The 26856-nt window shown below is 36.7% G+C and carries 26 protein-coding genes; 1 reads left to right on the top strand and 25 read right to left on the bottom strand.

Translation table 11 applies throughout. From position 1 onward, the window contains the following. Nucleotides 1-11: 11 nt before the first annotated feature. The 8 genes from EUI_RS0105390 to xerC all read right to left on the bottom strand — a co-directional run bounded on the left by EUI_RS0105390 (nt 12) and on the right by xerC (nt 7947). Nucleotides 12-581 carry a GNAT family N-acetyltransferase gene (locus EUI_RS0105390; RefSeq protein ID WP_010016639.1) on the bottom strand — a complete coding sequence of 190 codons (570 nt, stop codon included), beginning with the start codon at nt 579-581 and terminating at the stop codon, nt 12-14. Further along, nucleotides 581-2773, bottom strand: coding sequence for a Tex family protein (locus EUI_RS0105385; RefSeq protein WP_010016638.1), 2193 nt, complete (start codon nt 2771-2773; stop codon nt 581-583). Before EUI_RS0105385 ends, EUI_RS0105390 begins: the two co-directional genes overlap by 1 nt. Before the next feature lie 368 nt (nt 2774-3141). Further along, nucleotides 3142-3741 carry a non-canonical purine NTP pyrophosphatase gene (locus EUI_RS0105380; protein ID WP_010016637.1) on the bottom strand — a complete coding sequence of 200 codons (600 nt, stop codon included), beginning with the start codon at nt 3739-3741 and terminating at the stop codon, nt 3142-3144. A 110-nt stretch (nt 3742-3851) separates the two neighbouring features. Next, nucleotides 3852-4553 carry a nicotinamide mononucleotide transporter family protein gene (locus tag EUI_RS0105375; protein ID WP_010016636.1) on the bottom strand — a complete coding sequence of 234 codons (702 nt, stop codon included), beginning with the start codon at nt 4551-4553 and terminating at the stop codon, nt 3852-3854. Between the two features lie 227 nt (nt 4554-4780). After that, on the bottom strand, nt 4781-5368 hold the full coding sequence (locus EUI_RS0105370) for a phosphoribosylanthranilate isomerase (RefSeq protein WP_010016635.1): 588 nt from the start codon (nt 5366-5368) through the stop codon (nt 4781-4783). After that, entirely contained in the window at nt 5365-5598 is a 234-nt protein-coding gene (locus tag EUI_RS0105365) for a beta/alpha barrel domain-containing protein (protein ID WP_081460645.1), read from the bottom strand. Before EUI_RS0105365 ends, EUI_RS0105370 begins: the two co-directional genes overlap by 4 nt. 505 nt (nt 5599-6103) lie before the next feature. Then, nucleotides 6104-6982 (bottom strand): aldose 1-epimerase family protein, encoded by an 879-nt coding sequence (locus tag EUI_RS0105360; RefSeq protein WP_010016633.1) that lies wholly within the window; start codon nt 6980-6982, stop codon nt 6104-6106. Nucleotides 6983-7035: 53 nt separating this feature from the next. Continuing rightward, the gene (xerC, locus tag EUI_RS0105355) at nt 7036-7947 is read right to left on the bottom strand and encodes a tyrosine recombinase XerC (RefSeq protein WP_010016631.1); all 912 of its coding nucleotides are present in this window, start codon (nt 7945-7947) and stop codon (nt 7036-7038) included. A 159-nt stretch (nt 7948-8106) separates the two neighbouring features. Between xerC and EUI_RS0105350 the strand changes: the two genes are divergently transcribed. Then, complete coding sequence (locus EUI_RS0105350; RefSeq protein ID WP_010016630.1) at nt 8107-8541, top strand: hypothetical protein; 435 nt, start codon at nt 8107-8109, stop codon at nt 8539-8541. A 108-nt stretch (nt 8542-8649) separates the two neighbouring features. On the opposite strand, the gene EUI_RS0105345 is transcribed toward EUI_RS0105350, so the two are convergent. The 17 genes from EUI_RS0105345 to pyrH form a co-directional block, all read right to left on the bottom strand. Beyond that, the gene (locus EUI_RS0105345) at nt 8650-9993 is read right to left on the bottom strand and encodes a PFL family protein (RefSeq protein WP_010016629.1); all 1344 of its coding nucleotides are present in this window, start codon (nt 9991-9993) and stop codon (nt 8650-8652) included. Between the two features lie 51 nt (nt 9994-10044). Then, complete coding sequence (locus EUI_RS0105340) at nt 10045-10317, bottom strand: ACT domain-containing protein (protein ID WP_010016628.1); 273 nt, start codon at nt 10315-10317, stop codon at nt 10045-10047. Between the two features lie 73 nt (nt 10318-10390). Beyond that, nucleotides 10391-11551 (bottom strand): hydroxymethylglutaryl-CoA synthase, encoded by a 1161-nt coding sequence (locus tag EUI_RS0105335; RefSeq protein ID WP_010016626.1) that lies wholly within the window; start codon nt 11549-11551, stop codon nt 10391-10393. A gap of 84 nt (nt 11552-11635) precedes the next feature. Further along, complete coding sequence (locus EUI_RS0105330; RefSeq protein ID WP_010016624.1) at nt 11636-13258, bottom strand: ABC-F family ATP-binding cassette domain-containing protein; 1623 nt, start codon at nt 13256-13258, stop codon at nt 11636-11638. 135 nt (nt 13259-13393) lie between these two features. Further along, nucleotides 13394-13831 carry a hypothetical protein gene (locus EUI_RS0105325; protein ID WP_010016623.1) on the bottom strand — a complete coding sequence of 146 codons (438 nt, stop codon included), beginning with the start codon at nt 13829-13831 and terminating at the stop codon, nt 13394-13396. A gap of 56 nt (nt 13832-13887) precedes the next feature. Further along, nucleotides 13888-14631 (bottom strand): RsmE family RNA methyltransferase, encoded by a 744-nt coding sequence (locus EUI_RS0105320; protein WP_010016622.1) that lies wholly within the window; start codon nt 14629-14631, stop codon nt 13888-13890. Nucleotides 14632-14633: 2 nt separating this feature from the next. Then, nucleotides 14634-15509 carry a 50S ribosomal protein L11 methyltransferase gene (gene prmA / locus EUI_RS0105315; RefSeq protein WP_010016621.1) on the bottom strand — a complete coding sequence of 292 codons (876 nt, stop codon included), beginning with the start codon at nt 15507-15509 and terminating at the stop codon, nt 14634-14636. Beyond that, nucleotides 15506-16576 carry a zinc-binding alcohol dehydrogenase family protein gene (locus tag EUI_RS0105310; RefSeq protein WP_010016620.1) on the bottom strand — a complete coding sequence of 357 codons (1071 nt, stop codon included), beginning with the start codon at nt 16574-16576 and terminating at the stop codon, nt 15506-15508. Before EUI_RS0105310 ends, prmA begins: the two co-directional genes overlap by 4 nt. A 107-nt stretch (nt 16577-16683) precedes the next feature. Further along, nucleotides 16684-18537, bottom strand: coding sequence for a translation elongation factor 4 (gene lepA, locus EUI_RS0105305; protein ID WP_010016619.1), 1854 nt, complete (start codon nt 18535-18537; stop codon nt 16684-16686). 141 nt (nt 18538-18678) lie between these two features. Next, nucleotides 18679-19728 (bottom strand): Gfo/Idh/MocA family oxidoreductase, encoded by a 1050-nt coding sequence (locus EUI_RS0105300; protein WP_010016618.1) that lies wholly within the window; start codon nt 19726-19728, stop codon nt 18679-18681. Between the two features lie 49 nt (nt 19729-19777). Next, complete coding sequence (glyS, locus tag EUI_RS0105295; RefSeq protein WP_010016617.1) at nt 19778-21838, bottom strand: glycine--tRNA ligase subunit beta; 2061 nt, start codon at nt 21836-21838, stop codon at nt 19778-19780. Between the two features lie 2 nt (nt 21839-21840). Beyond that, nucleotides 21841-22785, bottom strand: coding sequence for a glycine--tRNA ligase subunit alpha (gene glyQ / locus EUI_RS0105290; protein WP_010016616.1), 945 nt, complete (start codon nt 22783-22785; stop codon nt 21841-21843). 42 nt (nt 22786-22827) lie between these two features. After that, nucleotides 22828-23217: a hypothetical protein gene (locus EUI_RS0105285; protein WP_010016614.1), complete on the bottom strand. Its 390-nt coding sequence runs from the start codon at nt 23215-23217 to the stop codon at nt 22828-22830. After that, the gene (locus tag EUI_RS0105280) at nt 23218-23952 is read right to left on the bottom strand and encodes a hypothetical protein (protein ID WP_010016612.1); all 735 of its coding nucleotides are present in this window, start codon (nt 23950-23952) and stop codon (nt 23218-23220) included. Between the two features lie 369 nt (nt 23953-24321). Continuing rightward, complete coding sequence (locus EUI_RS0105275) at nt 24322-25455, bottom strand: DUF805 domain-containing protein (protein WP_010016611.1); 1134 nt, start codon at nt 25453-25455, stop codon at nt 24322-24324. Between the two features lie 98 nt (nt 25456-25553). Next, complete coding sequence (gene frr, locus EUI_RS0105270; protein ID WP_010016610.1) at nt 25554-26099, bottom strand: ribosome recycling factor; 546 nt, start codon at nt 26097-26099, stop codon at nt 25554-25556. Then, the gene (gene pyrH, locus EUI_RS0105265; protein ID WP_010016609.1) at nt 26099-26824 is read right to left on the bottom strand and encodes a UMP kinase; all 726 of its coding nucleotides are present in this window, start codon (nt 26822-26824) and stop codon (nt 26099-26101) included. Before pyrH ends, frr begins: the two co-directional genes overlap by 1 nt. Nucleotides 26825-26856: the final 32 nt, after the last annotated feature.

The following is a 26856-nucleotide window of genomic DNA, read 5'->3' as shown; positions in this document are numbered from 1 at the left end:
AAGACTTTTTTTCACACCTTTTTTTGCATATGTGTATATGCATGTTTGCCAATCATTATTTTACCTACCGACTCAAAACCTAACGCGGCATATAATTTTTGGGCCCTTGGATTACCATCATCAACATTTAGCCCAATCGTCTCGCGCGCTTCTTGTTTGGCACGAATTTCAGCAGATTTGATCAATTGCTTGCCAATTCCTTGTCCACGCACCGCGTCTGTCACAACAATTGAATCGAGATACCATTCATTATCAAAAACTTCTGAGTCACTAAACAACCAGCGATGATAGCTATATTTATCAGCTAATATTGTCTGTAGCGTGTTATCAAGTATCTTTTCTTCTGTGTCTGGATAACCAAAAAGCACCCCCACCACTTCATTGTCATCATTTTTGGCAACTATTGCGCGGCTGTAATGATAACGACTTTTTTCTGAAGTCGCGACCGCAAGCGCCCATGCCGCCTGGACGTCAGCTACACTCAATTCTTCATATATTTCTAATGACATATCATCAAATATTGTTTGTTCAAGTTTTAAAATCGCTGCCTGATCGATTTGTTTGGCAGGTTGTATGATCATTAATTATTCTCCTCTGGATTAACCATTGTTAGTCCAATTCGTTGGCGCTTCTCATCAACGTCAACCACCCAAACATCAACAATATCGCCAACAGCAACAACTTCAGATGGTACTTTCACACGGCGCTTTGCCAAACGAGAAATATGGACCAACCCGTCATGTTTAACACCAAGATCAACAAACGCACCAAAATCAACGACATTACGCACAGTGCCTTGCATTTTCATACCAGCTTTTAAGTCTTCAATATGCAAAATATCTGATTTTAATAGCGCCCCCACCATCTCTGAACGGCCATCACGACCTGGCTTTTGTAAACTACTAATCACATCATGTAATGTTTGTATACCAATTGCCAGTTTATTAGCTATGTCTGCCTTATCTAACATCCTTAACGCGTCATTGGCTGATTGCGTTGCTAATGTTTGCGGTGTTACATGAGCCAATTCTAGAAGCTGTTTGGCAGCCGGATAGCTTTCTGGATGGATATCTGTATTATCCAAGACATTTTTACCTGATAAAATACGTAAAAATCCTGCCGATTGTTCAAAAGCTTTGGGTCCTAAGCGTGTCACTTTTTTAAGTTGTGTTCGGGAAGTAAATTCACCAATTGAATGACGATATGTCACAATATTTTGAGCTAGAATTTTGTTCAAACCTGCAATATGCGTGAGTAATGCCGCACTTGCTGTGTTCAAATTAACACCGACCTGATTAACTGCTGTCTCTACAACATGATCAACTTGTTCATCAAGTGATTTAGCATTGAGATCATGCTGATACTGACCGACACCAACTGATTTTGGATCGATTTTAATTAATTCTGCTAAAGGATCTTGGATGCGACGACCAATAGAAATAGCCGAACGCTCTTCAACATGTAAATCAGGAAATTCTTCTCGCGCTGCATCAGATGCAGAATAAACTGAAGCCCCCGCCTCATTAACGATTGCATACTGAACACCACTTGGTAAGTGATCAGCAGCAAACTCCTCTGATTCACGTGAAGCCGTACCATTCCCAATTGCGACCAATTGGACATCAAATTCATGTATTAAGGATTCAAATATTTCACCTGCCTCATGTCGTTGCTGGGCATTGGCTGGTTTATGTGGATAGATAACTTGTTTTTTTAAGAACTTGCCATTGCCATCAACAATCGCCAACTTAGAACCTGTCCTAAATCCTGGATCAAATCCCATAACAACTTTGTCTTTAAGTGGTGCCTGCATTAATAAATGATACAAGTTATCCCCAAAAACTTTAATAGCTTGTTCTTGTGCTTGTGTCGTTAATTCTTGTCGAATTTCACGTGCTACAGCGGGTTGGATAAAACGTTTATAAGCATCCTCAATCGCTACACGTAGTACTTGGTATCCTAATCCAGATGCAGGCTGTCCATTTAATTCTTTTGTTTGAATAAAATGAATCATACGAGCTTCGGTAAAATCAATTTTAACTGTTAAAATCCCCTCTTTTTCGCCACGATTAACAGCTAAAATACGAAATTTGTTATCACGTAATGTTTTAATTGACTCATTGTAATCATAATATTGCCCATAAACTTCTTGCTCATCTTTTTCTTTACCAGAACGCTTGATGTTTGATACTAACACACCATCCGCACCCATTCGCGTACGTAACCATTGTCGATAAATGGCGTTTTCACCAATTTGTTCGGCTAATATTTCATGTAAGCCTGCCAACACATCTTCTGGAGTTGGTAGTGCATCGTTAATGTACAACGCGCTAGGAATATCAGCTGTTACATGTGAAAGGACAAAATCGGCCAGTGGTTGTAACCCATTTTCTCGAGCTATCATTGCTTTTGTACGCCTTTTTTGTTTATAGGGTAGATATAAGTCCTCCACAATTTGTAATGTTTCTGCCGATTGAATTACTTTTTGCAAATCCGGTGTGAGTTGCTGCTGCTCTTGCACTGCTTTTAAAACAGTGTGCTTACGGTCAGCCAAATCATGAACTTTTTTAGCCGTTGATTGAATATCTCGAATTTGTACTTCATCAAGTTCACCCGTCATTTCTTTACGATAACGAGAAATGAAAGGTATCGTGGCGCCATCGCCTAATAACGTGAGTGTTGCGTTAACCTGCTTAAAGGTGATGTTAAGTACTTGAGACACTTGTTTAGCAGTATCTGTTTGTGTTAGTTCTGTTATAACGAGCTCTGTCATGTTGTTGTTTACCGTTATCTTCTTTCAAAAAATAAATTATCGCACACATATCAATTATGTCGTCCGTACTATTAATTATAACGTGAATCCGAAACTGTCATCACATAAATATTTGTTCTAATTGACTATCGTGTAAATCATCAAATTACAATCTGTTGCTAACAAACTAAAAAACGCCACTTACTCCGAAGAATAAGTGGCGGGTAGGTAGATAGATTCTACCCAGTTGGTCCTTTTTATTATAGCTCACTTTTTTAAGAATAGCAATCCTTTTTTTAATGAATATGTCATAGTCATGCTAATACTAACAAGAAGATAACCTTTTCTAAACATATAACTGCCAATCTAATTCTAAATTAGTTAATGTTTTAAAATGTTTGGTCTATTTCTTGCAACAATTTTTTTGCTGCACGACCGCGGTGTGAATAACCCACCCTTTCGTTCATAGGCATTTCAGCAAATGTCTTACCATTTTCGGCTACAAATAGTGCATCAAATCCAACTGAATAGTTGCCACGTTCATTTTGTGCAACAATGATCCCACCACGACCATGGCTAGAAACTATTCTACCATGAGGCATAACTAGAACAAATAAAGCCTCTAAGTAGGCACTGCGAGTAACATCTGAATTATAAAGATGCAATAAATAATCGTTTTCTTCATGAATTGATTTTAATCCAAGTGCCTTTAATTCTCGTGAGGTTGTTAATCCAAAACGTTCAGGAAAAGCTGCAAAATAGGCGCCAGTATCATCAGCCAAGATATTATCATTTGGTAAAAATTGTTGAATATATTGTGCCTTATTTAAGGCATTAAGATATTGATTTGAGGCTGTTTCAATCGGAAATTTTTGTTCATCAATTAATTCACGATAATTAATAATTGATACGCCAAATTCCGCAAAAACACCTTGTATTTCACGTGTTTTTGCGGAATTATTGGATGCTACGATTATTTTTTTAATCATTTAACTACTCGATTCATATATTTTAACAGCGCCTGTTATTTATTCTACCATGCTGCGTTGTTTGCACCAAGTAGCATTAAAAAGACCTCTTTTAAACATCTTCAATATCATTATGAATCATTTTGTCTAGCCATACGCCATATTGGATAAGCGACGCCGCTATTTACAATATAATATAAATATTTTCCAACATTAGCAAAATTGCCTTGCATAGTAGCTTTCACTAATTGGACAAAGTTATAAAAAATCCAAAATAACCACTGGTCTTCAATTTTGAAAATATTTAATATATTTGGAATTAAAGAAAGACTAAAAACTGCACTTGCTAACCAAAATAACGGACTTGTATTTTGAAAAGCTAAATAATTCAAACCTAAACTTAATATGATTGCGCCGCCAACTACGAGTGGCAGCCATTTCTTGAAATCAGTCGCACGATTAACACGTTTGTCTTCATATTGGCGCCAGCCCTTAATCGATGCAGCATTGAGTAAAAAAGACACTGGATATGTCAATATAGCACCGTTGTTGCCGAGCATAAAATCAATGACACCTGACATGAGCGTATTGATAGTTCCCACAATGTTCCCAACTTTATTCAACCTAGCGGTCAAGCGTGTAGAAATAATAGATAAACTAGATGATATCACTGAAATTATACCAAATGGTACATATTTAGCCCATTCATTTTTTGAAAAGAATACAGTTTGCGTTAGATTATCAAAAAGATAGCCCGACGTATAGGCCGCAAAAATAACAATAAGTACCCCAAATGAGTCAAACAACCATGATTTATTAAGCGCTTTTAACATGTCGTCAAATCCTCCGTTTGTTTTTTGAAAGCTGATCTGTTGAGAACGCTCGTAGCATTCTTTGCTAAACTACTTTTCTTAGTTGCCAACAGTAACTCTTATAGGTTAACAAATTTTGTTATGATTGTGATTGATTTAACAATTTCTTAAAACTCTATTCTTTACAACCTGTTCTATTTTTTCTACAGACGTTACCTTATTATTCTAAAATATTATTATTTAGCTGTCTATTGTCGTACGATATCGACTAAAGTACGCATTTTTTCCAGATTTTTATTGCCGGCTACCTCATCACCACTAGAAATATCAACCCATTCTGGCTGGACTTGATTTATCGCATCTTGCAAATTGTCAGTTGTCAAGCCACCCGCCAACATTAAAGGTGTTTGGCGTAAGGGCTTTGGTGGTACAATACGCCAATCAAATGTTTTTCCAGAGCCAAATTCGTTATCTAGCAATACATAGTTTGCTGCTGTTTTAAGCATTGCTTGCTGTGGTTTAACCACTTGAATCACAGGAACATTTCTTTCCCGTAATAATGTTACTTCTAATTCTGATTCTTCACCATGTAGTTGTACACCTTGGATGAGGCCATTAGCAAAAAAAGTTAACATGTCCATCACATTTTGATTAACAAATACACCATATAGTGGAATACTATCATTTAAACGTTCGCGTATTTTAAGCGCCGTCATCAAATTTACTGTTCTACGCTGTCCTGGTGCAAAAATAATGCCTGCCATATCAGGTTGCACTTTATTTAAAAGGTCAGCATCTTCAACACGAAAGTTACCACAAAGTTTAATTTTAGTCATACGCACGTATTATCCCATCCACTTTTAATCATATCTATTTTATCTTTACGCTTCATAAAGATATCATCAATTGAAATATCGTCTACTTGTAAGATCTCCAGCAATACTGTGTCAGCATGTGTTTTGATGCTCAAATCAGACATGACAAGTATATCTTTAGGCATCATGTCACGTAAACGTTGTGTATTGTTAAAATTAATTGAAAAATTTTTCAAGTTACAATTACTAATGCCAAAAATTCATAAGTTCATAAGTTCGCTATGCAAGCGCAACCCCTTGTTGACAACGGACACCAATAACTCAAGAATAAATTGTCCTTAACCTATACTTGATGTTATCACTTTATTTTTCAAATATTTCTACATGTACAAGTATTTTTAGAGTCAATAAAAAGCTGTCCTGAAAATATTTGCTCATTGCAATATTTTCAGGACAACTTTCCACGGTGCCATCTGATTTTAAGATATCAAAACCATGTTAAAAAGAATGATCTCATAACTTAAGGCCCCATAGACTGCTAATGCAGACCTGAAAATTACTTTCAATTGATCTTCAATGAATTTTTTGTCAAACTGCTTTCGCCCCAGATCTCAATATCTTGGCTTCCCTGAACACACACAATTGGTTTTATTTTCATCTCATGAGTTTACTTAGACGATGAAAATATCAATACATATTAAAACTAAAAGAACATTTTAATAACCTATTTCAATATTTTTCTGACGCAAACATCGTTTAGAAAAATTTCAAACTATAAGTCCCGTTGAATGTGTCCCCTGCTGCCAAAACATTCACACCAAATTTTTCTTTAAAGTTGCCAGTTGAATCAACTGTATCAGCAATTCCCCACCATGGTTCTAATGCAATAAAGGGCGCCTCTTTTCCAGCTGGTGTCCAAATACCTAAAAATTGTGCATTATCTAACGTCATACGTAACCCATGTTGGTTAGCTAAACGTGCAAGTAAAAATGACGTTTTTTGACGATCCAACTTTAAAATAATCGCATCATCATGATAATCTTCTTGACGTAATCGTAATGGAATATTTGCATTAAAAGGAGTCGGTACATTTGGATTTGAGTAAGGACCTGTCAAACGAACGCGATCATAAAGTTTTTCCGGCTCAATCGAAACATAATAATCTGAAAATTTACCACCATCAAGTGGTAAATTAAATGCTGGATGTCCACCAACACTGAAAAATAATGATTCTTCTGTGTCCGTATTGTGAACAATATACGCAATTTTAAGATCATTATCATCTGTTAAATCATAGCGAATATCTAGCTGAAATTTGAATGGATAAACACGCATTGTCGAACCCGTATCATGAATCCGAAAAAGAGCATGATTATCGTCATGTTCAATCACGTCAAAAACTGTGTTTCGCGCAAAACCATGTTGATTCATAAAATAGGTTTCACCTGCAACTTTGTACTGATCACCACGTAAACGGCCCACAATAGGGAACAAATTAGATGCATGGCGCCCCCAATATTTTGGATCGCCAATCCAAATATATTCCAATTCGGCTTGTTTGTGCCACACGCTAGTTAATTCGGCACCTTCTTCATTAATCATCACTTTTAAGTTTTTATTTTCTAGTTTAATCATAATACCTATATTCTACCAAATTTTGAGAGATAAATGTAATTAATGTTAAGCGTTTACAGCTTTTTTTTGGCACGTGGAAAAAAATTTTGGTAATTTTTTTGTAAATTTTCACGCGTCACATGCGTGTACATTTGTGTTGTCGATAAATTAACATGACCTAATAATTCTTGTACTGTGCGCATATCAGCGCCATTATTAAGCAAATGCGTCGCAAATGTGTGACGTAACATATGTGGATGAATTTTACCAGTTAATGTCGAACGCTTCATTAATTCGTTTAAAATATATGTAATCCCTGCAGTTGTTATTGGTTCACCACGGTGATTAACAAACACAAAATCATGTGGTACTTGCTTTGCTATCAGTTTAGGACGTGTCTCTTTTAAATATTGCGATAGCGCTTGTGCTGCAAAATGACCAAATGGCACGTATCTATCCTTATTTCCCTTGCCATGAATTAAAACTAATCGCTGCGAAAAATCTAATTGCGTCATCGTCAAATTGGCAATTTCTGCCACACGTGCACCTGTAGCATACAAAAACTCTAATATAGCTGCATTTCTTTGCCACAATAAATCTTCGGGATTATATGCGACATCGAATAGTGTGGTCATTTCTGTTTCATAAAAAAATTCTGGGAGATGATTTTCATGTTTTCGAAGGGACACGTTATCAAATGGATTATCAGTCACAAATTGATTGGCAATCATGAATTGGTAGAACATACGTAAACTACTGATTTTCCTAGAAATAGTTGTTCGCGCTAATTTCCGTTCATACAAGTCGTTTAAGTAGACTCTTACATCTAATATTTGTACTGTTTTAAAGTTAGTGAATCCACCATTTTTCGTTAAAAACATCACAAATTCGTCAATATCAGATACATATGCCTTCAAAGTCAACGGCGAATATTGTCGCTCAGATGCGATATAGACTTGATACAATTGTTGTTCTCGTGTTTGCATAATTTTATTATACGCGCTATTCACTCGTTTCAAAAATTAAGAAGACTTTAATTTAGTTACAATCATTCAAACATACCCAAATTATGTTTTTTTTTCGATATAATTAGGGTTAGAAATAGTTTGACTAAATTCTTAAACTAATCACAGAGGAGTCTCCCTATGAAAATACCTATCCAAACACCATTAGAACAATTACATCAAAACGTTTTATTTTTTAAAAATAAATCATTACGCGCGATTAGCAGTTTTCGTCAAAACATTTTAGCTAATCGTGATGCGCATCATATTAATCCAAAGCAATTGAAATTATCTGATACGAGAGAAATTGCCATTGTCCCCTACGAATCAAATGCTAAAGTTGTTGACTCAAACAGTTTTGCGTATGCACTCGAGTCTGCCATGACAGAGAGCAACAGTGGCACACAGCAATCATCCAAGATACGAAACCATATAACATCTTTTTTGCATCGCCCAGCTCGTGTTTTGGCAAGTATCGTCATTATCGTCTTAATTGTCTATATTGCTATTATGGCTGGACAATCTAATTCAACAAATCAACAACCTATAGAACAAACACCACAGAAATCAAAATAATTCATGTGATCAATATTAAAATATAAAAGCGATCTTATCAAAAAGATAAGATCGCTTTTATGATAATCATAATGTTTTCACATTAATCATGTATTATGCCATGCATTTTTAGTTTTTAAATGAATGAATAGGTGCGGGAATATGGCCACCACGATTAATGAATTCTGCACTTGATTTCTCAACTACTGACATCACTGGTGCCGTTCCCAATAAACCACCATAATCAATCATATCCCCAACTTTAGCGCCATTAGTTGGTAAAATTCGTACTGCGGTTGTTTTATTATTTTGTACACCAATTGCCGCTTCATCAGCAATCATTGCCGCAATAGTTGTTGCATCGGTTTCACCTGGAATTGCAATCATGTCTAGTCCAACGGAACAAACAGCAGTCATTGCTTCAAGTTTTGCTAACGATAGTACTCCTGCCTTAACAGCATCAATCATACCAGCATCCTCAGAGACGGGAATAAAGGCACCAGATAAACCACCAACGCGTTGCGATGCCATGACACCACCTTTTTTAACAGCATCATTTAGTAACATTAATGCTGCTGTTGTCCCATGTGTCCCAACCATTTCAAGTCCGATTTCTTCCAGTACTTCCGCAACTGAATCACCACGCGCCGGTGTAGGCGCTAAGCTCAAATCAACTATCCCAAACTCGACACCCAAACGTTCAGCCGCTAATGCACCAACCATTTGACCAACACGTGTAATTTTAAAAGCTGTTTTCTTAATCGTTTCGGCAACAACCTGAATTGATTCGCCCTTAACTTTTTCAATGGCACGTTTTACAACACCTGGTCCAGAAACACCGACATTAATAACAACGTCAGCTTCACTTACACCGTGAAAGGCACCAGCCATGAATGGATTATCTTCTACCGCATTAGCAAAAACAACCATTTTTGCGTTCGCAGTATCCGACTTATCAGTAATCGCTTTAATTGTTTCACCCATCAGTTTGATGGCATCTAAGTTAATACCAGCCTTTGTCGACCCAATATTAACACTTGACATAACCAGATCTGTTTCAGTTAACACGCGTGGCAACGACTTGATCAAGGCTAAGTCACCATTGGCAAACCCTTTTTGGACTAATGCGGAATACCCGCCAATAAAATCTACTCCCACAGCCTTAGCAGCATCATCTAAAGCATGCGCGTAGTACAGCATCTCATCAGGCGTTGCTTTCCCGGCAATCAAAGCAATAGGCGTCACACTAATGCGTTTGTTTGTAATCGGAATACCAAATTCACGCTCAATTTGCTGTGTTACTTTAACAAGATTCTTTGCATAAGTTGTAATTTTTTGATAAATATTTTTTGCAGTTTCTTGTGGTGTGCCAGCTATGGTATCGAGCAAAGAAATACCCATCGTAACAGTTCGAATGTCTAAATGCTCTTCTGAGACCATATTAATGGTCTCAGTTATTTGAGTAGTTTCCATAATTTCTCCCAATTTTTTGTGTAACTAGTCTGCTATGATGCTTGACGTTACTCAAACACGACTCATTGCATCAAATATTTCTTCGCGTTGTGTATGAATTTCAACAGTAAGTTGCTTGCCAAGTAGATTTAAATCATCTTGAAGTTTATTAAATTCTTCATCTAGTTGTGCCAAACTAACTAGCATACTCATTGTGAAAATATCAGACATAATTGTCTGTGATACATCTAAAATATTAATGTTATGGTCCGATAATGTCTTAGAAACACCGGCTATAATTCCAGGTTTATCTTTCCCTATAACTGTTACAACTGCTTTAGCCATTTTTTTCCTCTTTAAAAGTTATTTAGATTATTATACAGTATTTACTTGTTCAATGCCATTTTTTTGAGAATGCTCACCTATAAACACGTTCACCATTGTGCCAACCTAAAAATTGGAATAACTTGGTGTCTTTAACAGCATTTGAATTGATATTAATATGAGAATCATACAGCTGGGATTTAAACATAGTTTCATACTGATGCACAGAAACAAGTTGCCGTTTCGATAATAATTGTTGTGTCATTTTAGCTGGTACGTGATTTTCAAAACCGTTTTGAAGGGTGACAGAATAAAGTTCTGCCTCTGCACCTGATCCATAACTAAAAACAGCTAATTTATCCCCAGATTTTAAATCAGTAGCATAACTTAGTAATGACAAGAGGCTTAAATAAACCGAACCAGTGTAAAGATTGCCAACTTCTCGGTTGAATTTTTGACTGGCTTGCAAATGATGTGTTAGCTTTTGTTGATGTGCCAGTGTTGCTTCATTTATGATTTGATCAAGTGCTTTTTTACCCATTTTTGTATAAGGTAGATGAAACGCAAATCCTGCAAAATCATTTAATTGTTGCTTTGTTTTTAATTGGTAACGCTGCCACAATGTCAGAAACATTTCTTTATAAATATCAGTTGATAAGTGCCCATCGACAAGTGCTTCTTGACGATCAACTGGACGCCAAAAATCAGAAACATTGCGACTCATATATACAGAATCAGTATTAATACTAACAATTTTAGGTGCCTCCGATACTATCATAGCGATTGCACCAGCACCCTGTGTAACTTCCCCAGGCGTTGATAAACCATAACGGGCAATATCTGATGCAACAACCAATACGCGTCTTCCAGGATGCGTTGCGACGTAATCACGCGCTTGCATTAAACCATAAGTACCCGCGTAACATGCTTGTTTGAGTTCAATAGTCCGCACAAATTCAGAAAATCCAAGCAATTTTTGTATATAAAGCGCACTTGATTTTGAATTATCGATACCAGACTCTGTCGCAAAAATAATGAGATCTGTTTTTTCACGATCATCAGCCGTCATAATTTTTATAGCTGCATTGGCACCCATTGTAACGACATCTTCAAAGTTAGGCACGACGGTTTGTCGATTCTGTCCGATGCCTATTGTATATTTATCTGGTTCATCACCACGAGACTTTGCTAATGTGACAAGATCTAACACATAGTTAGGAGTGTAGAATGCCATTTTATCAATACCTATTATCATTATTTAAAATTCCTCTGAAATTATTATACCATGCAAAAAAGCGCTACTAGGCGCTTTTTTGCATGGTATTTATTCATTACAATTTTAGTAAAGTGCCGCAACTTTTTCTTGTGTGCTCTCGGTTGAAATAAATTCATCATAAGATGTATCTACACGGTCAACAACACCTTTAGCAGAAACTTCAATAACATGATTTGCCGTCGTTGCTAAGAACTCATGGTCATGTGAAGTGATAATGATACCGCCCTTGAAATTAACAACAGCGTCATTTAAAGATTGAATCGACTCCAAATCCAAATGATTTGTTGGATCATCCATTAATAAAACATTTGCCTTGAGTAACATCATTTTGGCTAGTGTTATACGAACTTTTTCACCACCCGATAAAACTTTAATTGCTTTGAGCGAATCATCACCACGGAATAATAACTGTCCAAGCATGCCACGAAGGCTCGTGTTATCTTTTTGTTCTTCTTCTGCAAAATCACGTAACCAATCTAAAATCGTCACATCTTGATTTTCAAAGTTATCATTTAAATCTTTGGCAATGTATGACTGTGTTGTTGTCACACCCCAATTAACAGTACCGGTGTCTGGCGTCATTGTGCCAGCAATAATTTGCATTAATGTTGTCGTTGCCAAATCAGAACGTGATAAAATTGCAATTTTATCACCGGGACGCCCAATAAACGAGATGTTATCCAACACTTTTTCGCCATCAATTGTTTTGGAAATATTTTCCAAACGGATCATGTCATTTCCCATTTCACGGTTAAGTGGAAAATTAATAAATGGATACTTACGTGATGAGGGTTTAATATCATCAAGTGTAATTTTATCTAATTGTTTTTTACGTGCAGTTGCTTGCTTAGATTTCGACGCGTTCGCTGAAAAACGTGCAACGAATTCTTGTAATTGTTTAATTTGTTCTTCTTTTTTAGAGTTCTGTTGTGAAGCCAAACGTTGAGCTAATTCTGAAGATTCACGCCAAAAATCATAATTACCAACAAATGGTGTAATTTTACCGAAATCAACATCTAAGATATTGGTGGACACAGCATTTAAAAAATGACGATCATGCGATACAACAATCACTAGGTTGGGAAAATCTGCTAAGAAATCCTCTAGCCAGTTAATCGTTTGCACATCTAAGCCGTTTGTTGGTTCATCTAATACCAAAATATCTGGGTTCCCAAATAATGCTTGCGCTAACAAAACTTTAACTTTGTCGTTTTCTGTCAGTTCTCCCATTAAAGTATTATGCATCGTATCTGAGATACCCAATTTACTTAATAACTGTCCAGCTTCAACTTCAGCGTTCCAACCATCAAGCTCTTCAAATTCTGCACCTAAATCAGCAACACGGACACCATCCTCATCATTGAAATCAGGTTTAGCGTAGATCGCATCCATCTCAGTTTTAACTTCATATAGTCTTTTATGTCCTTGAACAACAGTATCTAGTACTGTGAAGGCATCAAAAGCAAAATGATCTTGTTGCAAAGAAGACAATCGCTCCCCATCACCAATGGTAATTGTCCCTTCAGTTGGTAATAGTTCACCCTGAAGTAATTTTAAAAAAGTCGATTTTCCGGCACCATTGGCACCAATAATGCCATAAGTATTTCCAGGTATCAACTTTAAAGAAACATCCTGATATAATTTAGGTCCAGCAAAGCTGAAACTCATTTCTGATACTGTGATCAATTTTTTTCCTCCAATTAAATATGTTCAATTCGCACATATCGGTAAAATACCTTATATAACTATACCAGAAAAAGCGCGAAATTTCGCGCTTTTTCACAATAATGACAATCTATTTAGTAAAAGTATACTGCTCACTTAAGACTTAAACCCACCATCAATCGGTAGCGAAAAATCTTTTTCAGTCCCAGAGGCTAGATCCTGAAAACCATTCTCAATTGGAATCAAATTTTCATCAGGGTCATCACGTGTATCACCAAAAAATGTAAATAGACTGAGCACAATATATAGCAAACTAAAATAGAAACCATATTGCGTAGCAACGAGTTTTAACCAAAACGTTGAAACACCACCAAAAATAGCTGGTACGAGTAAAATCAATAATGGCGAATAGCCATGCTTACGAATAGCATAACCAAAATATAATGTGTAACTGCCATTAACAATAAGGTACAACCAAATGACTTGATGAATTTCGCGAAAACCAATTTGTTGCGCAAAGAAAGGTAAAAAAAAGCCCAATAAAATGGCAGTCAGCCACTGATAACCATAAAATTTGTTAAATGCTTTTTTCATATCTGACCACCCTTTAATTAAAAAAAAATATGTAAGTATGTATTATTTATTATAAACTATTCATTTAACTCGCGCAAGACACTAATTGCCGACAGCGCATATAAAGGCGCTGTTTCTGCGCGTAAAATTCTTGGTCCTAGTCCGGCTGGATAATATTCACGACGAGCCAACGCTTCAATTTCTAAAATCGTCAATCCACCCTCTGGCCCAAAAATAAGATTCACATCTGTATCTATAGGCATCTCATTAATTGATTTAACCAAAGTTGCAACTTCACCCGTACGAGCAGACTCTTCCCAAGCTACCAACCCCATTTGTTTAGGTAAATCAAGCACATTTTGCCAAGTTAAAAATTGAATTTGTGGAATTAACAACCGATGAGATTGTTCAGCAGCAGCTTGTGCAATTTTTTGTAACCGCACTGCTTTTTTCGCTTCTTGTTTTTTCCAGTCAACCACTGTACGTGTCATTTCAGCAAATACAATTTGCTTTACCCCCAACTCAGTTGCTTTTTGAACAAGCCAATCGGAACGGTCATTTTTAAGTGGTGACACAATAATTGTGACATTTATTGGTAATTCAACATTGCTTTCTAATCTTGACTTAACTGCCAACGTGATCTTCGCTTCATCAATAGCTACAACTTCACCAATGACAACTTTCAAATCAACGCTCACAAACTCTGCCTGTGAGCCAACTCGTGCACGTAATACTTTGCCAAAATGTTTGAAAATATCTTGATCTTTTGTCAACGTTATATGATCACTGTTAATTAATTTTTTTAAAAAGTAACGTTGCATGATTATTTTTCCTTAATTTGTGTAATATAACTATGCCACTCACCCATTTGGGATTTTTGAACAATTTCATAACCATTAGCATGTAATTGTTCTTCAATATGTGGCGCAATGGCGTCATAAATACCCGATACTAAAAAATAGCCTTTTGGTTTTAACCGTGAAATTGTCTGTGGAATTAATCTTTCAATAACATCCGCCAAGATATTTGCCACAATCAAATCAACAGGTTGTGAATCAACATTTAATAATAAATCGCTCGTGATAACCTTGATATCTGCCGCAATTGGATTTAACATCAAGTTTTCTTTTGCAACTTTTACGGACACATCATCAATATCTGTCGCCAAAACAGAACGAACACCTAATAGTTTAGCCGCGACTGCTAAAACCCCAGAACCTGTACCAACGTCAATCATGGATTCACCACCACGTACAACTGTCTCTAATGCTTGCATCATAAGACGCGTTGTTTCATGTGTCCCCGTACCGAAGCTCAATTGCGGATCCATAATAATTGGCATTTCTTCTGATTGTTGTGGTTTAAATGTCTCCCATGATGGCACAACTGTCAAATGCCGCGTGATGCGCTGCGCATGATAATATTTCTTCCAATTATTTTCCCAATCTGACTGAGATATACCACTCACATGCACAGTTGCCGGTGAAGGATCTACCGCCATTTTTGATAATAATTGAAGTCGTGCTTGGATGTTTGAAAGGATAGGGGATAATTGGTCATTATCTTCATAATAAGCGATGACTGATATCCCATTTGTTTCATCGATTTGAACGCCATCAGCACCAACAGATATTAATAAATCGCATACAAATTCGACTGCCTCAGTATTCGTGTCGACCCTTACTGCTTGCCAATTCATAATGGTTCCTCATCGTGTAAAATAACAACTTTACCAATCATATGTCCACTCTCAACATCTTGAGTGGCCTGTTTAATGTTGTCAACAGTCAGTCCTTTGTAGGTCTTAGTTAGTGTGGATTGAATCACTTTATTATCCAACAAGTCAGCTATTTTGTTCAATGCTTCACCTTGACTTGACATGTTAACACCATAATTTCCTTTTGCAAACATAAACACCCAGTTGAATTGCGCACCAATATTTTTGAGTGGACCAATATCAATTGGTCCACTCGTTTCTACAATCGATGCAATACGACCAAATGGCTTAATTGACTCTAATACTAGTGGCCAATATTTATTGGTATCTTGTAAAATAGCAATATAGTCGACTTTATCGTGCTTGATTTGAATTAACTGTTCATGTAAATCTTGATGATAGTCTAAAATATAATCCGCGCCAAGTGATTTTACCCATGTCACAGATTCCGGTCGCGAGGCCGTTGTGATCACTGTTAGCCCTAAATATTTTGCCAGTTGAATGAGAGTTGAGCCAACCCCGCCAGCACCATTCAAAATAAAAACACTTTTACCAATTCCCTCATTTTCAATCACATCAAATCCAAAAGACTGTAGAATTTCAACTGCAGTAATTGCTGTCAAAGGCATAGCAGCAGTTTCAGCTACACTAATTTTAACTGGGGCATGTCCGACAAGTGATTCATTGACAACTTGATATTGCGCGTTAGCACCCGGATTTATTTGAACACCTGCATAATATACTAAATCACCAATTTCAAATTTTGAGACGTTTTTTCCTAATCCAATTACCTCACCAGTCGCATCAAATCCAAGAATACGAAATTGACCATCCTTTTGATAAGTACTGCGCATTTTTGTATCAACAGGATTAATGGCACTGGCAGCAACTTTGACTAATAATTCATGATCAGAAGGTTTAGGTTGCAAAATATTTTTCTCAATAAAAACGTTTGGCTGATCAATCGTTAAAGCGCGTTCGAAACCGATTGCGCGCATTCTATGGCCGCCAAACGGCCAATATTTTTTTATTTTGTCAAATAATGACATATCTGTCTCCTTGTAATATGCCTCAAATGCTGGTTACTAGCATTTTTTGACATAAGTTCATCTCATTGCACCTCTTGAAAACAGTACATTTAAATCACAAAATAGCATTAATTTCCACGTGCGTACTGCGTATCATCATCTGTTTTCAATACTGCCATGAAAGCTTCTTGTGGCACTTCAACTGTACCAACTGACTTCATACGCGCTTTACCACGTTTTTGTTTATCTAACAATTTGGCACGGCGATCCGGATCGCCTGTATGGATTTTTGATGTCACGTCTTTACGATAAGCTTTGATATTTGTACGTGCCAAAATTTTTGCACCAATGGCTGCCTGAACCGGAATCTCAAAATTTTGACGTGGAATAATTTCTTTCAACTTTGATGTAATGACACGACCACGTTCTGCTGCAAAATCACGATGAACAATAAAGCTCAGTGCATCCACTTTTTCAGAGTTTAATAATATATCAATTTTAACTAGATCAGACTGACGATACCCAAAAATTTCATAATCTAATGATGCATATCCTCGTGTGCTTGATTTGAGTTTATCAAAAAAATCAAAAATTATTTCTGATAAAGGAATTTTGTACTTCACGTTCACTCGAGTCTCATCTAAGTATTCCATCGTATCAAAATCGCCCCGTTTACGTTGTGCAAGTTCCATCACAGCGCCAACATACTCATTTGGCACCATAATTTGAGCATCAACATAAGGTTCTTCGATATATTTAATTTTTGAAGCATCAGGCATTTCAGATGGATTTTCAATTTCAATGAGTTCGTCATCATTTGTCATCACATGGTATGTAACAGAAGGTGCAGTGGTCACCAAGTCCAAGTCAAACTCACGTTCCAAGCGTTCTTGAACGACATCCATATGCAATAGGCCAAGAAAACCAACACGATAGCCAAATCCTAAGGCTTGTGATGTTTCAGGATCAAATGTTAAAGCAGCATCGTTGAGTTGCAACTTTTCTAACGCATCACGTAAATCTGTGTACTTAGCATTATCAGATGGATATAGACCCGAATAGACCATGGGCGTCATAGGTTTATAGCCAGATAATGGTTCACTGGCCGGATTATTAACAGAAGTTATTGTATCACCAGAATGCGTTGTGTGAATATCTTTGATTGCTGCTGTTAGATAACCGACATCCCCAGCCATTAAATAATCACGTTTCTGGGCACTTGGTGACATCACACCAACCTCATTGACTTCATACTCTGCGCCAGTGTTCATCATCTTAATTTTATCACCAGGCTTAACGATACCTTCACGCACCCGCATATTGATCACAACACCTCGATAAGCATCATAGGCTGAATCAAAAATCAACGCGCGTAATGGCGCTGTTAAATCGCCTGTCGGTGCGGGTAAATCAACTACAATTTTTTCCAATAATTCAGGAATGCCAATGCCTTTTTTAGCTGAAGCTAATACCGCCTCCGATGCATCAATGCCAATAAGATCTTCAATTTCTGCACGAACTTTTTCTGCATCAGCAGCAGGTAAATCAATTTTATTGATAACCGGCAAGATTTCTAGATCATTATCTAACGCTAAATAAACATTAGCAAGTGTCTGTGCTTCCACGCCCTGTGCTGCATCAACAACTAGTATAGCCCCTTCAGCAGCAGCTAGTGAGCGCGACACTTCGTAGGAAAAATCAACATGTCCTGGTGTATCAATTAAATGAAAAATGTAGGTTTCACCATCATTTGCATCGTAATGTACTTCGACTGCATTTAATTTAATTGTAATCCCACGTTCACGCTCTAAGTCCATAGTATCAAGCAATTGATTTTGCATATCACGTTCAGCTACAGTGTGTGTCTGCTCTAAAATACGATCTGCAATCGTTGATTTTCCATGATCGATATGTGCCACAATTGAAAAATTACGGATATGCTTTTGTCGTTCTTTAAGTTGTTCTAAGTTAATTTCTGTCATTTTTTTATCACGCGAGTTATGCGTATACTTTCAATTTTTCTATCTAGTCTATTTTATCATGAATAGACAGAAAAAAACGTGAGCCGTACCATTTCTGATGCGCAACACGTCTATTTTTTGAAATGATTTAATTAGTTGATATTAAAAGGATACCAATTTGTTGGAATCAGTTGACACACCTGTTGATAATAATTTCATAACCGTTAACATTTGTTCGTCACTGACAAGTTTTGGCGCACCGTTCACCAAGGTATCAAATACACTATCATATATACGCCCATAATCACCTAAAACACTAGGAACCATTTTTTCAATACGATCTCCGCTTTGATTGAAATAAACAAGTTTGCCATAATTTTGTGGTGTATCTAACCCAAAACCAACAGTTCCTGGCATAATTCCAGCTTTTAAATCGTTTTCTTGTTCATCAACATCATATTTAATAAAGGTGCCATGTGTACCACGCAATTGCCATTTTGGATACTGAATAGTTGCTAATTCAGTTGTTTGTATTGTTGCCTTCAGTGCATTTTTATAGAACATATTGACTTCTATTTGATCATCCAAAGTTGCCTCTAAAATACGTGTTGCTCGTAAATCGTACATTGCTGATTTTGGTGCGCCAAACAAACTGACAACTTGGTCGACTAAATGAACACCATGTCCATATAAAGAGCCATCAATAGCAGGCCCTTCAAAGATGCCGTCATTTGGCCTATAGTGATCCATGTGGACCTCTAAGTCTACTAAACGACCCAAATAACCGTTCTCTATGACTTGTTTTACAGTTAAAAAATCGCTATCAAATCTACGACTCTGATATGGCATAATGAATAGACCTTGTTTACGTGCTAAATCAACAAGTATTTTTGCTTCATCAAAATTTGCTGCCATTGGTTTATCAACCAGTACATTTTTACCAGCTTCAAGTAGTTTTTTAGTCATCGCGTAATGACTAGAAGATGGTGTGACAACAACTACAAGATCAATAGTACTATCGTTGATAATATTTTGTACATCAGTAGAAAAAATAGTGCCTGTTGTTTCCCATTCAAATTGATCTGCCGGCCGTTTCCCGAGTGTTGGTGTCACAATACGACTTACTTTGAACTGGTTTAATCGTAGTTTTAAGTATGGTAAATGGTAACGATTTGTACTTTTTCCAAAACCAATATATGCAATATTTAACATAATCATTCACCCTTGTTTAGTTTCATTGGTAAGTCATATAATTTTATAACTATTTAATCACAATTTGTTCTAAATCACCCAACGCAGCAATAAGTTTATCAATCATATGTAATTGCATATAACGATTGTTTTTAACCTGCTCATCATCAGCATTAACCATTGTCACTTCAAAGTAAGCTGCAATTGGTTTTTGTAGTTCAGCTAATGCACTGTACACTGCTTCTTCACCTTGAGATTTTAGCATTTTCAAATCAATCTTTTTTGTTGCCATAAATAGTGCCTGTTCGGCTTGATTTTCAAACAAGCTTTCATCGATAAGACCTTCTGTTGCTTGCTTCATGGCCAAACGCGAAACACGGGTTAATGCTTCAATAATATCACGGAAATTATCATCACCAGCATGATTTGCCAGCGTTTGCGTACGATCTGCAATGTAAACAACATCCACGTCAGGCGTCAGAGCTGTTCCCGCAGCCACAATATCTGGCCGTACATCGCCATCCAAAGCTAGTTTACGAACACGATCTAAAATAAATGTCATAATCGCAGTTACATCAGCATTCTCGGTGACCTTACCATTAGATTTTATAAATTCAGACAGTAATGGGCGTAATGCAACATGCCAGTGTTTACTTTGAAGCGTCCTAACCACCCCGTTTGCTGCGCGTCGCAAACCATACGGGTCATTTGATCCAGAGGGAATAAGATCAGCCGAAAAGAAAGTAACAATGGTATCTAGTTTATCAGCTATTGCTAACACGGCGCCAACTTCAGTTTCTGCAATGCTACCATTAGCAGAAACTGGCATATAATGTTCTCTTATGGCACTGGCCACTGCAGCGCTTTCACCAAATAGTTGCGCATAATGTTCACCCATAATGCCTTGTAATTCATCAAATTCACCAATCATGCCAGTCATCAAATCAAACTTGTATATTTCAGATGCACGTGCTAAATCAACTTTTTGTGTCTCATCAAATTGCAACTCATCAGCTAAACTAGCAGCTAGTCGCCCAACACGCTGCATATGTTCGTATACTGTCCCTATTTTTTCATGGAAAACCAATTTTTTAACCTTTGTCATACTATCTTCAATGGTTTTTTGTTGATCCTCTTGATAGAAAAATTCGGCATCTTCTAATCGAGCGACTAACACTTTCTCATTTCCCGCAATGACATTATCAAGATGTTCAGAATTACCATTACGGACAGATAGAAAGTATGGTAACAAATCATTTGATTGATTTGTTACATAGAAAAAGCGCTGATGTTCACGCATTGATGTCATTAACACTTCATCTGGCAGTTCTAAGTATTTATTTTCAAAGCCACCAGAAAATGCCGTCGGCCATTCAACAATATTATTAACTTCCTCCAACAAATTTTGCGCTGCATCTGAGCTCAAATCTAATAACCAATTATTTTGATTTGCAATATTTTCAAGTTGTGACTGTATAATACCCTTACGTGTTGCTGCATTTACAATAACATAGGCCGCCTTTAAGGTCGCCACATATGATCCCGCATTAGCAATTGTGATATGTTCATTTGACAAAAAACGATGTCCACGTGTCACACGTCCTGTTTGAACTTCTAGAAGGTTAAAATCAATCACTTCATCATCAAGTAAAGCAACAATCCATCGAATTGGTCGCACATACAAAAAGTCATTGTTTGCCCATTTCATATATGTTGTGAATTTCATTTGTGCAATAACTTCTTCACCAATACTAGCTAAAATATCAGCCGCTGGCACGCCTGACGTATGTTTAGTTAGCCAAACATAACCATCATGTTCTTCAAAGTTTTCTGGCGTCATACCTTGCCCTCGAGCAAATCCTTGGGCTGCTTTTGACCAATCACCATTATCATCTTTTGCTCGTTCAATAGATGGCCCACGCTTTTCTTCTGATAATGCCTCTGATTCAGATGACACATCACTCAACTCTACCGCTAATCGACGTGGTGTAGAGTAAGGTTGAATATGGCCTACTGACAAACGATGCTCAGACAAAAATTTTGTTGTGCGTGCAATTAATTGTGCTTCTGAACTCGTTACCAAATGTGCTGGAATTTCTTCTAAACCAATTTCTAGTAAAAATTTTGACATAGTTACATTTCCTCCTTCTGTGCATATTTACCGTTCACACCTAAATATTTTTCACGTAAATCACTATCTTTTAATAATGGGAACCCAAGCTTTGAACGGGCTTCAATAAATACTTTTGATACACGACGTGCCATTGTACGAATCCGGTGTAAATAACCTGCACGTTCTGTGACTGAAACTGTGCCACGCGCATCTAATAAGTTAAACGCGTGTGATGATTTCAAAATATAATCGTATGCTGGGTGAACCAATCCTAATGACAATAAACGCGTTGCTTCAGCCTCAAATTCATCAAAATGTCTCAACAACATTTCTTGGTCAGAACATTCAAAAGCATATTTTGAATGTTCATATTCAGGTTCTTTGAAAATATCACCATAAAGTACACCATTACCCCACTCAAGATCATACACTGTAGGGACATCTTGAATATATGATGCCAATCGCTCTAAACCATAAGTTACCTCAGCTGTAACAGAATCCACCTCAATGCCACCTACTTGTTGAAAATAAGTAAACTGTGTGACTTCCATACCATCCAACCAAACTTCCCAACCAATGCCTGCTGCACCCATTGATGGATTTTCCCAGTTATCTTCGACAAAACGTATATCATGTTCTAATGATTTAATTCCCAAAGCTTCAAGCGAACCTAAATACAATTCTTGAATGTTTGATGGGGATGGTTTCATAACAACTTGAAATTGATGATGCTGGAATAAGCGATTTGGATTATCGCCATAGCGTCCGTCAGCAGGACGACGCGATGGTTGAACATATGCTGCGTGCCAAGGTTCAGGACCATTTGCACGTAAAAATGTGTATGGCGATTGCGTTCCAGCACCAACCTCATTGTCGTATGCTTGCATTAAGTTTGCCCCTTGTTTAGCCCAGTATTGTTGGAGGGTCAAAATAATATCTTGTAATGATAATTTTGTATTTGTCATTTTTCTTTTCCTTTAAATATTTTAATTTTTAAAATTATTTTATTAAAACTTATTAGCAAAAAACCAAATTGTTGCAATTAAAACCGGAAATCCTAAACTCAGTAAATTACCAATAATAAATTTATCAATAGCAATACTTTGCACGTCATTATCCAATTTAGATAATTCACCCCATCGCGCAAATCCTTTAATAGCGACAATCATACTCATAGCACCAACATTACCCAATGAAATTAATAACATCGCAAAAGTACGTTCAATATTACCAATGAGTTGACCATGTATAAACGGATCAGCTTTTTTACCAGCTACAGGTTGCCATTTTTTTTGACCAATTTTGCTCAGAATAAAACTGATCATTACCCCATAGAGATAGCTTACTACTAACCACCCGACAACTTTAAATGCCGTGTCTATTAATTCTTGTTTCATTTACTTTTCCTCAAATACTGCTAACTGGTTATTAACAGCTTGCACATCTGCTTTGGTAACCAACATACGTGCACGGTTTTCAATTTGTTTAAGTGTGTCTGTCTCTTTAAATCCACTATTTTTTACAGCAATTAATTTTGGCAGATCATCGCGCCAATTCTCAGAATTTTGCAACGTTGAATAAATTAAACGCTTTTTATCTGTATTGAGTTCGAACTCGTAAACTAACATAAGAATGTGTTCAACTACTGACATGCTTTCATGATCAGTAGCTATTTTCAGTAAAATAGGTGCTTTTTTAAAATCAGTTTGAATGCCTAATTTTTTATCCATTTGTTTGGCTGAAATTAATTTCAACGCTGGCATCGCTATATTTCGGGCCAATACTACGGCTGACCCATTGACCAACGCTTCATCTTTTGTATTATTAAAATTTGTATCAATATTGCCAACACCAACAGCCATATATAATTGCAAAGTCATGGCTTGCATGATTAGATAGGTTGTCAATGCTTGATAAATTTTAACAATGTCATCTCGTGTATTAATTGATTGTACCGCACCAGAAATCGCGTCACCATTGTGCACTTGAAATGGCATTACTAGTGTTTGTTTAGTGAATTTGTTTAAATAATCTGTCACGTTCATGATTTGCTGTATCAACACATTATTATCTTTAACTAGTCGTGAGTTAACCACATCTAATTCGAAATAAATTGTCTGCTTTTTTTCCATATTTGAAGTATATCACACAAAAGATATATAAATACATATCTTTGCACAAAAGATATGTATTTATATATCTTTATAGCACTTTAACAGAGTTACTGAGCTTATGTCGTTTTGAATAAGAATCACATAACTTTTAAAAAATACTGTGTGTTATTTCCCCTTTCCGACACTAAAAAACCGCCCATAATCCATTCCAATGTCAAAATAATTGACATCAGGACGCTTACACGCGGTTCCACCTGATTTCCGGAAAATATTTCCGACACTTGAGTTGCTTACACACTCCATCATCGCCACATGATATCTTAGCTAGTAAACTGAATATATTTATTATGCACTGCAACTATTAAAACGTCAAGTGTTTCATCATATTTATAACGCATTGTCGTACGTTGTTGACACCGAATTAATTATTGTATTTAGCAATGGCCTCGACTGAGAAATTAAATACATCACACGAATATGACAATTTGGCATATGCCATTCCAAATAACTCATTGCTTTAATTTGACCCGTTGATGGCTCTTTGTAAGTACCATCAATACGCCAAACCTGTAAATCGCCCTGCTGTTTTAACTGAAAATAACTTTGCCCAACAATTTTTTTAAATGGCAAGCTAGATATATCAACGCCGAACCCTTGTCCCATTGTGCTGGTCATAATCAACACACGTTCCTCTTGTATGCTTAACAACCATTGTAGTGTCGAACTGTCTTGTTCCCAGTGGCCTTGAGCCGTGAAGGTCCCAAAATCATTATCTCCCAACCGCATTTCAGGTAAATTACGATAACTAGCAGTTGCTTTATCATCTGGTAACGCTTTAACTGAAATGTCAGGTATTGGTTTTTGAGTTTTTCCTGAATTATGAGTATCAGGCGCAGCACTAGATAAAATTGATTCAATATTTGTTTGACTACTAGCCGACTTGTCAATCAATTTTGATTCACGTTGTGTTTGCTGGACTTGTTGTTTTAGCGCTTTTTGCCATATATTATTAATACCAGTCATTTGTTTTTTAATCGTAAAAATTTGTAATCCAATTATCAGCACAATGATGGTAACAAAGACAATGGCATAATTTATTTTTTGTTGTATATCTAGATATGGTGTCCAATAGGCTGAACGTCGAAAGAGCAAGTAAATTATACCAATTAAATATATCAACAATAGAAATGGTGCAGCAATCAATAAACCAAGTGCAGTAATAATGCCACTAAGAATACCAATTAAAAATGGACTAAATAATATCAATGCCACAGTTTGCTGAGGTAAGCCTGAATCTCGTAATCGGCGAATGAATATGGATATATTCGGTATAAATATGAATAGACTAAATATTGAGGAAATGTAACTTGATAACATCCATTCGTTAAAAATAGTACCAACAATAAAAACTATCAAGGCAAAGATCAGGTTGTTAACAACCTGAACCAACCAATAGTCTAATCGATAAGCGCCACCGCGAAAATCAAACGCTTCTTGCCAATATCTCAAATACCTGCGCACAATAAATATCCTCCAAATAAAAAAACTTGACGATGCGTCAAGTTTTTATGATAGTTTAGTGTCACAGTATATCTGCCACTAAAAATTTTAAAACATCTTCAAATTGTCAACAATTCTTTTTCTTTTTCAGCTGCAATGACGTCGATTGCCTTAATATTATCATCAGTTAACTTTTGAACATCATCTTCAGCATTTCGTACATCATCTTCAGGTAATTCTTTGTCTTTTTTGACCGTATCCATTGCATCACGACGGACATTACGAATGGAAACTTTTGCTTTTTCAGCCTCAGCTTTCACTTGCTTAGCTAGATCTTTACGACCTTCTTCCGTCATTTGAGGAATTGCCAAACGTACAATATTCCCGTCGGAAGCTGGATTAAGTCCCAAATCAGACATGTTAATTGCACGAACAATTTCTTCTAAAGCTGATTTGTCAAATGGTGTAATCAATAAAATACGCGCCTCAGGAACAGAAATTGAAGCAACTTGCTTTAAAGGTGTCATTGCACCATAATATTCTACTTCGATACGGTCTAAAATGTGCGGATTAGCACGTCCCGTACGGATACTTCCCAATTCACGTTTTAAAGCATCTTGAGCACCTTGCATACGTGTCTTAGCGTCTGTTAAGTTAAAAGCCATTATTTTCCTCCTGTAACCGTTGTCCCGATTTTTTCACCCAGTACAACACGTTTTAAATTACCTGGTGTGTTTAAGTTGAATACTACGAGTGGCATATTGTTGTCCATTGATAGTGAACTAGCTGTTGAATCCATCACTTTCAATCCCTTTTGCAAAATATCCAAATGAGTTAGTTCGGTATACTTAACAGCATTTGCATTTTTATTAGGGTCCGAATCATAGATGCCATCAACACCATTTTTACCCATCAAAATAGCATCCGCGTTAATTTCATTTGCTCGCAATGCAGCTGTTGTGTCTGTTGAGAAATAAGGCGAACCTGTCCCAGCTGCAAAAATAACAATTCTTCCTTTTTCTAAATGACGAATAGCACGACCACGAATATATGGTTCAGCAATTTGTTGCATTGTAATGGCTGTTTGAACACGTGTGTCAACACCAGCACGTTCCAATGCATCTTGCAACACGAGAGCGTTCATCGTTGTACCAAGCATGCCAGTATAATCTGCACGTGAACGTTCCATACCAACTTTTGAAGCTGGTTCACCGCGCCATAAATTACCACCACCAACAACGATTGCAATTTGTGTTCCTAGGTCATGAACTTCTTTTAAATCTTGTGCAATTTCAGAAACTGTTTCAAGATCAATGCCTTGACCTTTTTCTCCAGCCAACGCTTCACCAGAAAGTTTCATCAAAACACGTTTATATTTCATATCCGACATGATTTACCTCATTTTCTATGCTAATCAATTAT

The sequence above is a fragment of the Leuconostoc gelidum subsp. gelidum KCTC 3527 genome, from assembly GCF_000166715.1.
In the GTDB taxonomy this organism is placed as follows: domain Bacteria; phylum Bacillota; class Bacilli; order Lactobacillales; family Lactobacillaceae; genus Leuconostoc; species Leuconostoc gelidum.
The sequence above is the reverse complement of the archived record's forward strand: the minus strand, read 5'-3'. Positions and strand labels throughout refer to the sequence as shown.

Bases quoted from the DNA above. Each gene is read 5' to 3' on its own strand.
- EUI_RS0105390 (WP_010016639.1), bottom strand. From the start codon at position 581: ATGATCATACAACCTGCCAAACAAATCGATCAGGCAGCGATTTTAAAA.
- EUI_RS0105385 (WP_010016638.1), bottom strand. From the start codon at position 2,773: ATGACAGAGCTCGTTATAACAGAACTAACACAAACAGATACTGCTAAA.
- EUI_RS0105380 (WP_010016637.1), bottom strand. From the start codon at position 3,741: ATGATTAAAAAAATAATCGTAGCATCCAATAATTCCGCAAAAACACGT.
- EUI_RS0105375 (WP_010016636.1), bottom strand. From the start codon at position 4,553: ATGTTAAAAGCGCTTAATAAATCATGGTTGTTTGACTCATTTGGGGTA.
- EUI_RS0105370 (WP_010016635.1), bottom strand. From the start codon at position 5,368: ATGACTAAAATTAAACTTTGTGGTAACTTTCGTGTTGAAGATGCTGAC.
- EUI_RS0105360 (WP_010016633.1), bottom strand. From the start codon at position 6,982: ATGATTAAACTAGAAAATAAAAACTTAAAAGTGATGATTAATGAAGAA.
- xerC (WP_010016631.1), bottom strand. From the start codon at position 7,947: ATGCAAACACGAGAACAACAATTGTATCAAGTCTATATCGCATCTGAG.
- EUI_RS0105350 (WP_010016630.1), top strand. From the start codon at position 8,107: ATGAAAATACCTATCCAAACACCATTAGAACAATTACATCAAAACGTT.
- EUI_RS0105345 (WP_010016629.1), bottom strand. From the start codon at position 9,993: ATGGAAACTACTCAAATAACTGAGACCATTAATATGGTCTCAGAAGAG.
- EUI_RS0105340 (WP_010016628.1), bottom strand. From the start codon at position 10,317: ATGGCTAAAGCAGTTGTAACAGTTATAGGGAAAGATAAACCTGGAATT.
- EUI_RS0105335 (WP_010016626.1), bottom strand. From the start codon at position 11,551: ATGATAATAGGTATTGATAAAATGGCATTCTACACTCCTAACTATGTG.
- EUI_RS0105325 (WP_010016623.1), bottom strand. From the start codon at position 13,831: ATGAAAAAAGCATTTAACAAATTTTATGGTTATCAGTGGCTGACTGCC.
- EUI_RS0105320 (WP_010016622.1), bottom strand. From the start codon at position 14,631: ATGCAACGTTACTTTTTAAAAAAATTAATTAACAGTGATCATATAACG.
- prmA (WP_010016621.1), bottom strand. From the start codon at position 15,509: ATGAATTGGCAAGCAGTAAGGGTCGACACGAATACTGAGGCAGTCGAA.
- EUI_RS0105310 (WP_010016620.1), bottom strand. From the start codon at position 16,576: ATGTCATTATTTGACAAAATAAAAAAATATTGGCCGTTTGGCGGCCAT.
- lepA (WP_010016619.1), bottom strand. From the start codon at position 18,537: ATGACAGAAATTAACTTAGAACAACTTAAAGAACGACAAAAGCATATC.
- EUI_RS0105300 (WP_010016618.1), bottom strand. From the start codon at position 19,728: ATGTTAAATATTGCATATATTGGTTTTGGAAAAAGTACAAATCGTTAC.
- glyS (WP_010016617.1), bottom strand. From the start codon at position 21,838: ATGTCAAAATTTTTACTAGAAATTGGTTTAGAAGAAATTCCAGCACAT.
- glyQ (WP_010016616.1), bottom strand. From the start codon at position 22,785: ATGACAAATACAAAATTATCATTACAAGATATTATTTTGACCCTCCAA.
- EUI_RS0105285 (WP_010016614.1), bottom strand. From the start codon at position 23,217: ATGAAACAAGAATTAATAGACACGGCATTTAAAGTTGTCGGGTGGTTA.
- EUI_RS0105280 (WP_010016612.1), bottom strand. From the start codon at position 23,952: ATGGAAAAAAAGCAGACAATTTATTTCGAATTAGATGTGGTTAACTCA.
- frr (WP_010016610.1), bottom strand. From the start codon at position 26,099: ATGGCTTTTAACTTAACAGACGCTAAGACACGTATGCAAGGTGCTCAA.
- pyrH (WP_010016609.1), bottom strand. From the start codon at position 26,824: ATGTCGGATATGAAATATAAACGTGTTTTGATGAAACTTTCTGGTGAA.